Below are 12747 nucleotides of genomic sequence, written 5' to 3'. Positions count from 1 at the left end.
TTAACTTAAAAATACCTGTAGTTTATCTGTTCTATAAACATAAACCCCCACGCATATATTCCAAAAAGTGATAGCGATACCGGAAGCAATCGCCGCTCCTTCAATACCGTAGGATGGAATTAGAATCAGGTTCAATACAAGGTTTATTAAAACAGCGATAAGCAGGATGTATTGAAACTGGCGGGCCCTGCCGGTCATATTCAGATAAATTGCCGCCATCCCCGAAATGGAGCTAACCAGATAACCCAGGGCTAAAACTCTGAGCGCATTTTGAGCCTGCGTATAACTTTCACCAAAAAAACTTAAAATAAACTCCGGAAAAATTAAAAGTATCAACAAGGGTGGCAAAGCCAGAACAAGAATAAGTCGCGATGCACGCTTTAAGAGCGCTTTTAAGGCGTTCCTATCTCTCATTTGGTACAGATGTGCCAGATTGGTGGCGAAAAGCGCGTTTATCGTGTTTAAAACGGTACTTACAATCAAAACGAGTTTTACGGCGGTAGCATAATAAGCTACCTGAGCATAATCAACGTATTTTTTCAGAATTATAACGTCTATACTCAGCAGAAGAAAGAACCCCAAACTACTTACCGCCATGGGAAAAGATTGCTTTAAAATTGTAAAACTTCCGGGAACTTCAGCAAGGCGTGATTGCTCTCGTCTTTTCCACACCAGTATACTGCTGACGAGAGCAAGCAATACAAAACTCCCTAAAAAAACCAGATAAATAAATGATCCTGAACCATACCTGCTAAGCAAAATAACCCCTATTAGAAAGGGGACGTATTTAAACAGCCCTCTAAATAATTCCGAACGATTGGTTTGCCCGTAAGCCCTGAAAAGTTCTGTATTTAAGGCGGAAACGGCATAGAAGAAAAAACCTGCGGAGGTAAACAAAACAAGTTGCTGAGCCTGCACATCTTCAAAATAATCAGTGAAAATAGTTTTAGGAAGGCTGAAGACCAGTGCCAAAATCAAAAGCGAACTCAGGAAAATCATGATGACCATCTTTCGGTAAATCAATCTCAGCCCTCCTAAATTGTTCGATGCTTTTAAAACACCCGCCTGATGCAAAATAGCCTGATCAAAACCCAAAACCACAAAGCCCCCACCTATAAGCAATAAGCTGCGCACCAACTCGTATTGACCCACATATTCCGGATCAAAAAAATTGGTAATGAAAAGTGTAATCCCCAGTAAAACCCCTACCCCAACGCCTCTTAGTACGAGAGCCGTAAGGTCCTGTACGTTTTGTTTAAGAAACGAAAAAAACTGTCGGGGTTTTATCATTCATCAATACGTGAAGCGGTTTTTTGATAAAATCTAATGACTACGCTTAATAACAGATAAACCGTAATTAGTAAAATGGGTAACCAAAGCGCCTTGTAGTGAAATAGTGTTTTATTCTGGATCAGTTTGGGCGTATTGACAACGCAAACCAAACAATTGCCCACCCTGTTCTGGGCAATTAAAAGTCTGTTCTTTTTAAAGATAGAATCCTTAACCCAAAGTAAGGAAGCCAAATCAAAATCTTCGTAATTGGTGTACGTGCCACCTCCTTTAGTTTCCTTTAGACTTCTGTTCATGTTAATCAACATACTGTCTATCTGAGCAATCGCAAAGGTATTGGACTCAATTTGAGAAGTATTGATTTTTTGTGTTTCAGCAAGTTGTTTTTGATAATATTCGCTTTGGGAAAAAAGCTTTAAAACACCCGTTGCATCTTCTGGATTTGCATTCTCATCTACAATCAGATCGATCTTGTGTAGTTCGTAGTTAGATCGCAGTTCTTCAGACTTTAAAAGCGGCTTTGAACTGTTTACCTCATCGAGAAACATCATAATCTGCTCGTCATCAAGCACTTTAAATTTCTCAAGTATCTCAGAAAGATCCACAACCGGTTCAATTTGTACGGATTGAATACGAGGAAAGTCTGAGCTCTGCTCAAAATTTTCAACCGCATTATAAACATAGGCGGTACTGCCGGCATTTAGTTTTACAAGCAGTTCTGCTTTTTGGGGTGTCGAAGTAGCCAGCTGCCAAATTAATCCCAGGCCAATACCTGCTAAAAGTAAAATACCAATTATCAGGACCCGCTTTAGCAAAAAGCGCAAACATCTAAAAACGAACATCCCAACAGCATTAAAGCCCGATTTTACACCTTCTTTAAGGTCGTTCAATTCAATGTCGTTATTAGAGCGCTTCGCTGCCATTACTCGCTAAAAATTTGTTCTAAAATACGTTCAGTAATTAAATACGTGGGTTTAACACCGGTTGTCCCCAGACCTCCGGAAGCCAGAGTGCTTCCGGTCTCTAGTGGGTTATCTGATGCATAATACGCGTAACGTACTTTTACCGAGTCGCTGATGCTGCCGCGGAGTTTTGCCGCAGCCTGTATGGCTTTTTGATAATGTGCGCCTTCCATCTCAAGCCCTATGACATTCCAGGTGCTTTCGTAGAAAAAGCGCAGAATATCCCGGTTTTGAAGGGAAGTGCCCAAAACGGTGATCATTGCACCCTCATATACCGAAATACCGTGGCCTTCTAAATCTTCTTTTTTTAGTTGGTTTTCAAACGGATAATTATCGGCTGTGCCTTCAAACAAGTGGGCTTTTGGGATCATAATATCGCCCTTGCCACCTTCCAGAATGCCGGCCTTGCCCATTATGGAAATAGACTTTACATCCAGATGCACGTTTTCACGCTTGTTCTCGTAGGGCTTCAGCAATTCTTCCATGGTCTCGTAGGCCTGCTCGCCAAAAGCATAATCCATCACGATGATTACCGGCTCTTTTCCTTCAGGATAAGAGGCTTTGTCACAGAAGTTATTCTGCTTTAAATCGAGTTTTTTAGTGTCGAAGATCTGCACATCGATGTTGGTACCGCTTTGATCGCGCAGAAAAATCATGCCATTTTGCTGAGCGGTTTTCTCTACACGGGCACGCAGTTTAGCACTCCCGGGATTACTGAGCGTCTCGTAAATCTCCAGGTTTTCTTTTTTGGCCATTTCTTTCTCAAGGGCCACCGGCGCAAAGAGCGTGTTCATCACGCTGTGCATGTTTGCGCTGATAATGTGAATGGGTCTGTTTAAAAGTCCTTTTGCATCAAGTTCGGTCTTGATGTCGTTTGCCCAGATCTCTCCGTGTATGTGATGGCCTAAACGTTCGCGCAATAAGGGCGAAAAGGTAACCAGACGCTTATCGCTATCTAAAGCTTCTTCAATAGCACGCTTGCCCAGCCAGTAAATGAGTTTTAAAAAGCGCTTTTCATTACCGGGCACCGAAAATTTCCCATAAATGGCTGCAACTTCCTGAAAGGTTCTACCCAGGATATTTGCAGTATGTGTAAGCGCTATTTCCCGATCCTGACGGCTAAGCGGTTCTTCATCAAGCACCGCCTTTTCCAGTTTTTTCCAGTCGCGGGTGGTATGCCCTTCTTCGTTGATCACCACACGTTTCATAATCTTGTGCGACTCCACAAAAAGGAAGGTAAGGTGGGTAAGAATATCATAAATCTCAGAGCGGCCCCGGGTGATTTCGATATTCATTTGCTCATCGTCAATGCGATAGCAATTGCGGCGACGCTTTGGTGGAACAATAGGCTTAAAATGCGAATCTTTATAGCCCTCGTCACTGGTAAGGTTTATGTAACGGCATTCTTCAATACCTTCAGGTAGCCGGTCTATGACGTAAAGCAAACCGTTGAGTTCTACTTTTTCGTCTGCAATCGTGCCGTATATTTCGGGACGTAAAATGAGCAGGGATTCTCTGAGTGTATCTCCCGAAACGCCCATGGGCTTGTAAAAACCGCGGTTAAACAGGTGCCGCATGGTGATGTACATGCGTTCTATAGCCGCAGAAGATTCCTGGGCACGTGTTCTGCTTTCTTGTTTTAATAAACTCATAAAGCCAAATATACTTTTTAAAAATTAAGTTGCTCTAAAGCCTCTGCGATTTTACGGTCGTTAGATAAACGTGGCAACTTGTTCTGACCCCCCAGTTTTCCTTGTGATTTCATGTAGTTATTAAAGCCACCGTTAGGGATTTTTCGTATTTCAAGTCTCCTTAGGACATTGCCCACTATGAGATCGTAGTAATAACTGTTCTGTTTTTGTAAGTTTTCGTCTATCGCTTTCGCGAAAGCGTCAAAATCCTGAGGTTCGCGTTCAAACTCGATAAACCACTCGTGATAGGGCAATCCTGAAGCCGGATTGATTTGCGGAGCGACCGTAAATTCACTCACCTGAACCTGATGTTGTTGTGCTGCAGCGCTTAAGGCTTCTTCAACCTCTTTACCAATAACGTGTTCTCCAAAGGCTGAAATAAAATGCTTAATACGCCCGGTAACCACCACCCGATAGGGCTTAAGGCTGGTAAATAGTATTGTATCGCCCACATTGTACGCCCATAAACCGGCTGTGGTTGAGATGATCATCACATAATTTACACCCAGCTCGACCTGAGTGATGCTCAATCGTTCGGGGTTTTCGTCAAAAAACGAATCGGCTTTTACAAACTCGTAGAAAATACCGCTGTTAAGCAATAGAAGCATTCCCTTTTCGCTTTGCGAATCCTGAAATGCGAAAAAGCCTTCACTGGCGGGATATAACTCAATACTGTCTACCCCTCGGCCTATTAAATTCTCAAACTTCTTACGATACGGCTCGTAGTTTACGCCGCCGTAAATAAAGAGTTCAAAATTGGGGAAAATGTCACCTACTGGCTGTTTGCGCTTCGCTTTTAGGCGTTCAAAATACATCTGCACCCAGGAAGGAATCCCGCTAATGACGGTCATATTTTTATCGTGCGTCTCTTCTACAATAGCGTCAACTTTGGTTTCCCAATCGTCAATGCAATTAGTTTCCCAGGAAGGCATACGGTTTCGTTGCAGATAACCGGGCACATAATGCGCCACAATACCAGAGAGACGTCCGGTCTTGATGCCATTTTTAACCTGAAGCTCAGGACTGCCCTGTAAAAAGATCATTTTTCCATCTACAAAATCACTTTTACCGGTGTCTGCAATGTAATGCAGAATGGCATCCCGGGCAGCATTTACGTGCATGGGCATCGATTCAGCAGTGATGGGAATGTATTTGGCCCCGGAAGTGGTACCGGAAGTTTTGGCAAAATACTCCGGCAAGCCCGGCCATAAAATGTCTTTTTTACCGGCAACGACTTCTTCTACGTAAGGCTTCAGTTGCTCATAATCTCTTATGGGAACGTTCTTTTTAAATGCCTCGTAGCTGTTTATCGCCTTAAAGTCATGATCCTGACCAAAACGGGTTTTTTCAGCTTTGCTGATTAGATATTCAAAAACCTGTTGCTGGGTGGCACCGGGATTTTGGCTCCATTTTTTGGTTTTGGAAACAATGTATTTGGCAAATAGCTTTGCTGAAACTGATTTTATAGACATTACTCAAATGCGATATAGTTTGTAGGATCTACGGGATAACCGTTATTCCACAATTCAAAATGCAGGTGTGGTCCTGTAGATAGTTCGCCGGTTGACCCGGCAATTGCGACAACTTCACCCGCCTTTACCAGATCTCCCTGGTTTTGGGTTAGAGAAGCATTGTGTTTATAAACCGAAATTAAATTATTACCGTGTTCAATGATGAGCACATAACCCGTATCTGCCGTCCATTCTGAAAAAATTACGGTACCGTCTGCCACAGCTTTTACCGGTTCATTTTTTGGTACCACCACATCTACGGCATAATGGCGCTCGTCTGCATCATAACCTTCTGTGATGTTACCCTTTACCGGTGGAAAAAGCGAAAAACTCACCGTGGGCGAGGCCGGGTCAAACAAATTATAACGGTCTTCGTTAGCAACCTGTTCCCGCAAAATACTGTCTTCTTTAGAAACCCGAAATTCCAGACCTGCTGTATCTCTTGGTTCGTTTAAGGCGATTGAATCTTTATTAAAATTTACTTCAGCCACATCACCGGTAAGTACTTTTTTGATACTGGCGAGATACTGTTTGTTGATGTCAAGCTGGCGCTTTAGGGAGTCTGTCTCAAACATAAGTGCAGTGGCCTGTCTTTTGAGTTTTACCGAAGAGTATCCTGGAATATATTCCCGTAAAGGGGTGTAGGCGATGAGCAAGGTGGTTAGCGCGATAAGAATGATCATAGAAAAACCCACCAGAATAAAAACATTGAGCCGGGTCAGTTTTAATGAGACCCGTTCTTCAAAAGTATCTTCATTTAAAATCAACAACCTGTATTTGTGCAGGAGTCGCTTTTTAAGTTTTCTACGTTCTTTGGGTTTGGCCATGATTTAAACGTGCTTTAATCGCATATCGCAACCGTTTGCAGTTTGTGTATGCGCCAACAAATATAAAATTTAAAAAGGCGTTTGCCTACTGCTAAAGTTTTAGATACTGCAACGCTTTTTGGCTAATTCTTGTTATCTTTACCATCTAAATTTTGAATTATGAATATACCAGCGATAATATTAGGCATGGTGGGTCCCTGGCAGATCGGGCTTATCGTAGTGATAGTACTCTTACTTTTTGGAGGTAAAAAAATACCGGAAATGATGCGAGGCTTAGGAAGTGGTATCAAAGAATTTAAGGATGCCTCACGCGAGGATGACAGCTCTAAGAAATCTGAAGAAAAACTAGAGGATAAAAAATCGTAACGATTTTTTTGATTTTGAAATAAAAAAAGCGCTTGATCTCTCAAGCGCTTTTTTCGTTTTTATCAATTGTCTATTTCTTTTTATCTACAAACTTAACAGAGCGTAAAATAGACTCCAGTTCAAAAAGGTTGTCACGCTTACTGGCCGAAGGTTTAAACACAAAACCTTCCAGCACCAGATAACGATCGTTTTCTTTATCATCTACGGTAAAATTCACAAAAGGTCCTGCCATATAACGGCCTTTAACTTCCCACATTCCTTTCATTTGGAAAGCCGGTTTACCATCAATGGTGGTTTCTTCCAAATACGGTGCAAAAGCAGCTTCCGTAATAAAACGCATCCCTTCACTCACGGTTATGTTATCTCCGCCAATAGAATCGCGCATTTTTATCAAAGAACCTACAGTATTTGAATCTCTGTCTACTGTGCTGTAAGGCACTTCATAAACCGTGATGTTCATATCGCCGTGCGGAATGTCTTTACGAATCCAGAAAAAGTTAGGATCCTTTTTAGCATAGCGATACGCCGTTGGAAACTTCATCGTGATCCCGAAAGCTTCGGTAAGCGGTTCATCTTCCTTAAGCGAAAGGCTTATTTGGCGGATTTTTTCGGTGAACTCTGCATTTTTGACCGCATTTACAATCTTAGCGCTGTCCTGAGTTATTTGATTTATTATGACTTCCTGAGAAGGACCCTTCACAATAATACCGGTTTGAGGGCGTGCATATTCATCTTTTACAATTGAAGTTCCAGAAGAATCACTTTGCTCAATTTTCAAAAAGGTACGCTGTTTACGCATGAAGCCGGTAAATGCTTCATCGGGCATCTGATTGATCTCAAACATCGGTTCAATTTGAGGCAAACCGTGAACCGGACCTGCAAGTTTCTCACGTACAGCCTCTCCAACAGCTCCTGCCCACATATCGTTTGGCATAACCACCGTTAGGGCATTCAGCACTCCCGAGGAAGCTGAAAGCACTTTCCCTTCGGGCTTATCGTCGCAGGCTACCAAAGCTATAAGTGTCAATAAAAGAATAATTTTTCGCATCGTGTAAAAGAATTAAAGTTAGTTAGCGATAACCAGGGTCATTCCCGGTTTTAAATTAGTACCTCTAAGATCGTTCCAAACTTTAAGGTTCTCGGCACTTACTCCGGGAAATTTGCGCGCGATCGTCCACAAACTATCTCCTTTCTTAACAACATACTTCTTGGAAGAACCTGAATTTGAACTTGAAGTCCCAGCTGAAGCCACCGGTTTAGAAGGATATAAAATAAGTCGCTGGCCTACTCGTAAATTATTCGATCTCAGATTATTCCAGCGTTTGATTTGTGAAACCCCTACACCATAACGTTCAGCGATTTTACCTAAATAATCCCCGCTGCGCACCCTGTAAGTCACACTTGATGGTACTTCCAGATACTCGGGCAGGGTTTCTTCTTCACGTTTTAATTCTTCTTTTGCGGTTGCGTAGATCTCGGTTTCATTATTGACGAAAGGTCCCAATGCGGTAACAGGCAGTCTCAGGTAATAGGCTTCATCAGAAACATACGGAATGACATCTAATTTATAGGCCGGGTTTAAGAACTGAATCTCTTCAAGTGATACCCCGGTGTACGCAGAAACCTGCTGTAAGGTGAGCATTTGTTTTACCCGAACGGTATCGGTCTCAAAATAGTTGATTTCGGGTTTTTGAGGCTTATAACCATGCTCTTCGGCATACTCAAAAATGTACATCGTTGCCAGAAAAGCAGGAACATAACCCGCTGTTTCACGTGGTAAATGATGTCTGATGTTCCAGTAATTGGTGCGGCCCCCGCTGCGGCGTATCGCTTTACTCACATTACCCGGACCCGAATTGTAGGAGGCTAAAGCAAGGTCCCAGTCGCCGAAAATTTCGTAGAGTTTAGAAAGATATTGCGCCGCAGCTTCGGTAGACATAATGGGATCCATACGCTCATCAACATAGGAGCTGATGTCAAGGCCGTATAATTTACCGGTGCTGAACATAAACTGCCAGATTCCTGTCGCACCCACCCGCGACTTGGCTCTGGGACGTAAAGCAGATTCTACAATTGCCAGATACTTGAGTTCAAGCGGCATATCGTACTTATCAAACGTCTCTTCAAATCCCGGAAAATAAAATTCAGAAAGTCCCATAAGCCGCTCTAAAGTAGGCTTATGACGCTTTAAATAGCCTTTAATAACGTTTTCAAGCGAAGGATTGTATTCAATGTTGAAGGGTGTACGGGCATTTAGGTCTGCCAGACGCTTTTTAAGCGTTTCGGTGGTAAGTTCAGGATAATTGACCTCTTCGTACTCGGTGTCGTCTACAAGCGCGTTTATGGAGTCGTAAAGGGTTCCTGTGGTAAGTTCTTCAATCCAACGCTCGTCAATTTTAGCCGCGTATTTTCGGTCTTTAAGCGTATAGGTTGTGGAATTGCCGTCAACCTCTTTGTAGAGAAATACCTTTTCCTCAGGTTTTGAGGCATTCTGCTTCAATTCCTTATTCAGACTTTGCTGAATTTGTTTGAGCTCTACCGTGTCTACAACAGGTAGTGATTTGCTGAGCTGTACTTTGTCAGCCGGTTTCTCGGTATTGGTTTCCTGGGCGTTTAAGACCAGAACAGACACGCAACTTAATGCGATGCCCAGACTTAAGCTTTTCTTCATAGAGTATAACAACGATGCAAACGCTAAAGTCGTATTTTTTAATCAAAATCTAAAACGCCCGGGATAATCCCAAACCTGTGGTATGTTAATTTTGTATAGCCGCGATACCCGGTAGCTCCTTGCCCTCAAGCATTTCGAGCATAGCACCACCGCCGGTAGATACGTAACTTACTTTATCTTCAAAACCAAATTGCTTAACTGCTGCCACACTGTCGCCGCCTCCTACTAGAGAAAATGCGCCTTTTTGGGTAGCCTCATCGATAAAATTACCCAACTCAATAGTACCGTTTGCAAAAGGTTTCATTTCAAAAACACCTAATGGACCATTCCATAAAATGGTTTTGCTGTTGAGCACGACCTGCTTGAAGTTTTCTAAAGATTTAGGACCGGCATCAAGACCTTGCCATCCATCAGGGATTTTATTGATGGGCTCTACTTTGGTATTTGCAAATTCTGAAAAACTATCTGCCGCAAGCACATCAACCGGTAAATGCACGTTTACATTCTTGGCTTTAGCCTGCTTTAAAATATCAAGAGCCAGATCAAGCTTATCGTCTTCACAGATGGAGCTTCCTACTTCGCCACCCTGAGCCTTGATAAATGTATAAGCCATACCTCCACCAATAATCAGATCATCAACTTTGTCAAGAACATTCTCGATAACCGTTATTTTGGAAGATACTTTCGCACCGCCCAAAATAGCCAGTACGGGCTTCTCATTATCGTTTAACACCTTGTCAATACTCTCTATTTCTTTCGCCAGCAAATAACCAAAGCATTTATTTTCAGGGAAGAATTGCGCTACAATTGTAGTGGAAGCATGCGCACGGTGTGCTGTACCGAAGGCATCATTTACATAAATATCGCCCAGATTTGCCAATTGCTTCGCGAAATCTTCATTACCCTCAGTTTCCGCATCGTGATAACGCAGGTTTTCAAGTAATAAAATCTCTCCAGACTCAAGCGCAGCGGAAGCTTCCTCAGCTTTAGTACCAACGCAATCTTCTACAAATTTAACCTGAACTCCGATAATTTCAGAAACTTTACTCGCAATGTTTTTAAGTGAAAACTCAGGCTCATGATCTTTTGGTCTGCCCAGGTGAGACATCAATATTGCCGAGCCACCGTCTTCCAGAATTTTCAGGATTGTAGGTTTAGCAGCTTCAATACGGGTAACGTCTGTAACTTCCAGATTGTCATTAAGTGGAACATTAAAGTCTACACGGATCAGGGCTTTTTTATCTTTAAAATTAAAATCGTCAATAGTTTTCATTAAAAAATTGATTTTACGGTTAGCTATTCTTTTGTGATTGGTCTTCAGTATGTACCGGCATATGCGGTACGGAGCCAACAAATATAACAGATAGGCTCAGAAAATACGTTACATTTCTGTTATATTTGGCGGATGCAGTTTCAATCGATATTAGGGCAGCAGTTCATCAAAAACCACCTGACTACCAGCGTAGATCGTAAACGTATCGCTCACGCCCAACTTTTTATAGGTCCCAGCGGAAGCGGTGTTTTGCCGTGCGCGGTAGCCTATGCCCAATATCTCATTTGCGCCAATGCTGATGGCGAAAATACAGGTGGAAATGCTTCCTGTAATCTGAAATTTGAACATCTTTCACATCCCGACCTGCATTTTGCATTCCCAGTAGCTACAACAGACAGTGTAAAATCGCACCCGGTTTCTGATCATTTTGCCAAAGAATGGCGGGAGTTTTTCAGCAAAAATCCCTACGGAAGCCTTTACGACTGGCATCAACATCTGGGAATTGAAAAAAAACAGGGGAAAATAGGAGTTGATGAAGCTCAGGATATCGTGCGGAAGTTGTCTTTGAAATCTTATGAAGGAGGCTTTAAAGTGATGATTATCTGGATGGCCGATAAAATGAATTCATCGGCATCCAATAAGCTTCTGAAATTGATTGAAGAGCCACCGCAAAAAACGGTATTTATACTTATCGCGGAAAATGAAGATCAAATTCTAGATACCATTAAATCCCGTTGTCAGGTATTGCACTTCCCTCCTCTTGCTGCGGAAGCTCTGGAGGAAGCCTTAATACAAGAACATCAGGTAAGCCGGGCAGAGGCAAAAAAAATAGCTGTAAAAGCCCACGGCGATTACAATCTTGCTCTGCATTTATTGCATAATAACAGCGAGGAAGAAGAGTATGAAACCTGGTTTGTAGACTGGGTGCGTACTGCTTTTAAAGCACGTGGTAATAAAAAAGCCATACTCGATCTTATTGCCTGGAGTGAAAATATTGCTTCAAAAGGTAGAGAAACACAAAAAAGCTTTTTAGGGTACTGTGAAGATTTTTTTAGGCAAGCCTTATTATTAAATTATAATGCTTCTTCCCTTGTTTATTTACAGCCCAGCACTCAATTTGAGCTGGCAAAGTTTGCCCCATTTGTACACGGTAATAATATAAACGGCGTGATTGAAGAATTGCAGACCGCGGCTTATCACATAGAACGCAACGGCAATGCGAAAATCATTCTTACTGATCTTTCCATAAAATTAACCCGTCTACTTCACACCAAAGCCTAAATTACCTCCGGACAAGCGTTCTATAAAAACTTCTAGAACTAAGTTTCGCTTTTGAGACAGGCCTTGAACGTACTATTCCTAAAATTTAGCCCATAAAAAAAGCTGCCCTGGAGCAGCTTTCATTGAATATATTTTTTGGCTATTCGGTTGCAGTGGTATCTGCCTTGCTTACTGTTTCAGTCTCTTCAGAAACTTCAGTACTTCCGCCTGCATAGGTATCGTTAAGAGCTTTAAGGATTTCATCTGTAAGATCTAACTCTTCTTTGCCATAAAGAATGTTAGCTCCTTCATTTTTACCGTAGATATACTCATATTCATTTTTCTTACCATAATCAGCGATAAAATCGCGCACTTTTTTGATAATGGTATCGATCTCTGCCTGACTCTCCTGCTGAATCTGACCTCCACGCACTTGTTGTGCCTGCTGAATCTGCTGTTGCATCGCGCCCAGCTCCTGCTCTTTTTGTTGACGTTCTGCAGGACTCATACTCTGTGCGTTCTTTTGATACAAATCAACCTTGATTTGAAATGCCTGAATTTGTGGTTCAAGATCTGCACGAACTTCATCACTCATTTTGGTGTACTTGTCCTGCACCTCAGTAAGCTCTGTATATTCTTCAAATAATTTTTGTGTATCAACAAAACCTGTTTTTGATTTTGAACAGGCCGATACCAGAAATGCTAAAAGCACTAATTGGATTGTAATTTTCATATTTGTTAAAATTTGCTGCAAATGTAAGATTAGCTTCGATTAAAAAAAGATTTTGCCAAAATAAATTTATATAAGGCGAGTCTATGTATGCTTGAGTACAAATAACTAAAACCAATTGAAAACGACTTAAAATAAGCCCTTTTAAGAGCTTTAAAGAAATTGA

11 protein-coding genes are annotated in these 12747 nt (G+C 41.9%); 2 read left to right on the top strand and 9 right to left on the bottom strand.

Going from position 1 to position 12747, the window contains the following annotated elements:
- Genes CJ305_RS00565 through CJ305_RS00545 form a run of 5 tightly spaced genes read right to left on the bottom strand, consistent with a single transcriptional unit; the run spans position 1 to position 6281 of the window.
- The gene (locus tag CJ305_RS00565) at positions 1 to 1290 is read right to left on the bottom strand and encodes an MATE family efflux transporter (RefSeq protein ID WP_099644296.1); all 1290 of its coding nucleotides are present in this window, start codon (positions 1288 to 1290) and stop codon (positions 1 to 3) included.
- Entirely contained in the window at positions 1287 to 2213 is a 927-nt protein-coding gene (locus tag CJ305_RS00560; protein ID WP_099644295.1) for a hypothetical protein, read from the bottom strand. The genes CJ305_RS00565 and CJ305_RS00560 overlap by 4 nt, the downstream gene beginning before the upstream one ends.
- Positions 2213 to 3904, bottom strand: a complete 1692-nt coding sequence (locus tag CJ305_RS00555; RefSeq protein WP_099644294.1) for a DUF6909 family protein — start codon at positions 3902 to 3904, stop codon at positions 2213 to 2215. Before CJ305_RS00555 ends, CJ305_RS00560 begins: the two co-directional genes overlap by 1 nt.
- A gap of 17 nt (positions 3905 to 3921) precedes the next feature.
- Positions 3922 to 5415 (bottom strand): GH3 auxin-responsive promoter family protein, encoded by a 1494-nt coding sequence (locus CJ305_RS00550; RefSeq protein ID WP_099644293.1) that lies wholly within the window; start codon positions 5413 to 5415, stop codon positions 3922 to 3924.
- On the bottom strand, positions 5415 to 6281 hold the full coding sequence (locus tag CJ305_RS00545; protein ID WP_099644292.1) for a M23 family metallopeptidase: 867 nt from the start codon (positions 6279 to 6281) through the stop codon (positions 5415 to 5417). Before CJ305_RS00545 ends, CJ305_RS00550 begins: the two co-directional genes overlap by 1 nt.
- Before the next feature lie 159 nt (positions 6282 to 6440).
- Here CJ305_RS00545 and CJ305_RS00540 point away from each other — a divergent pair, with 159 nt between their 5' ends.
- On the top strand, positions 6441 to 6647 hold the full coding sequence (locus tag CJ305_RS00540; protein WP_189319351.1) for a Sec-independent protein translocase subunit TatA/TatB: 207 nt from the start codon (positions 6441 to 6443) through the stop codon (positions 6645 to 6647).
- 70 nt (positions 6648 to 6717) lie between these two features.
- Here CJ305_RS00540 and CJ305_RS00535 read toward each other — a convergent pair whose 3' ends face one another.
- The 3 genes from CJ305_RS00535 to CJ305_RS00525 all read right to left on the bottom strand — a co-directional run bounded on the left by CJ305_RS00535 (position 6718) and on the right by CJ305_RS00525 (position 10591).
- On the bottom strand, positions 6718 to 7695 hold the full coding sequence (locus CJ305_RS00535) for a DUF4837 family protein (RefSeq protein WP_099644291.1): 978 nt from the start codon (positions 7693 to 7695) through the stop codon (positions 6718 to 6720).
- Between the two features lie 18 nt (positions 7696 to 7713).
- Positions 7714 to 9318: a LysM peptidoglycan-binding domain-containing protein gene (locus CJ305_RS00530; RefSeq protein ID WP_099644866.1), complete on the bottom strand. Its 1605-nt coding sequence runs from the start codon at positions 9316 to 9318 to the stop codon at positions 7714 to 7716.
- Positions 9319 to 9403: 85 nt separating this feature from the next.
- A complete protein-coding gene (locus CJ305_RS00525) occupies positions 9404 to 10591 on the bottom strand; it encodes a phosphoglycerate kinase (protein WP_099644290.1) in 1188 nt (395 codons plus the stop codon).
- Between the two features lie 132 nt (positions 10592 to 10723).
- On the opposite strand from CJ305_RS00525, the gene CJ305_RS00520 reads away from it, so the two are divergent.
- Entirely contained in the window at positions 10724 to 11872 is a 1149-nt protein-coding gene (locus tag CJ305_RS00520; protein ID WP_099644289.1) for a DNA polymerase III subunit, read from the top strand.
- A 139-nt stretch (positions 11873 to 12011) separates the two neighbouring features.
- Here the strand turns inward: CJ305_RS00520 and CJ305_RS00515 are convergent, their stop codons facing one another.
- Positions 12012 to 12584 (bottom strand): OmpH/Skp family outer membrane protein, encoded by a 573-nt coding sequence (locus tag CJ305_RS00515; RefSeq protein WP_099644288.1) that lies wholly within the window; start codon positions 12582 to 12584, stop codon positions 12012 to 12014.
- Positions 12585 to 12747: the final 163 nt, after the last annotated feature.

This window comes from Leeuwenhoekiella nanhaiensis (assembly GCF_002744755.1).
Classification (GTDB): Bacteria; Bacteroidota; Bacteroidia; order Flavobacteriales; family Flavobacteriaceae; genus Leeuwenhoekiella; species Leeuwenhoekiella nanhaiensis.
Note: the sequence above shows the minus strand (reverse complement) of the source record. Positions and strands in the feature narration are given on the sequence as shown.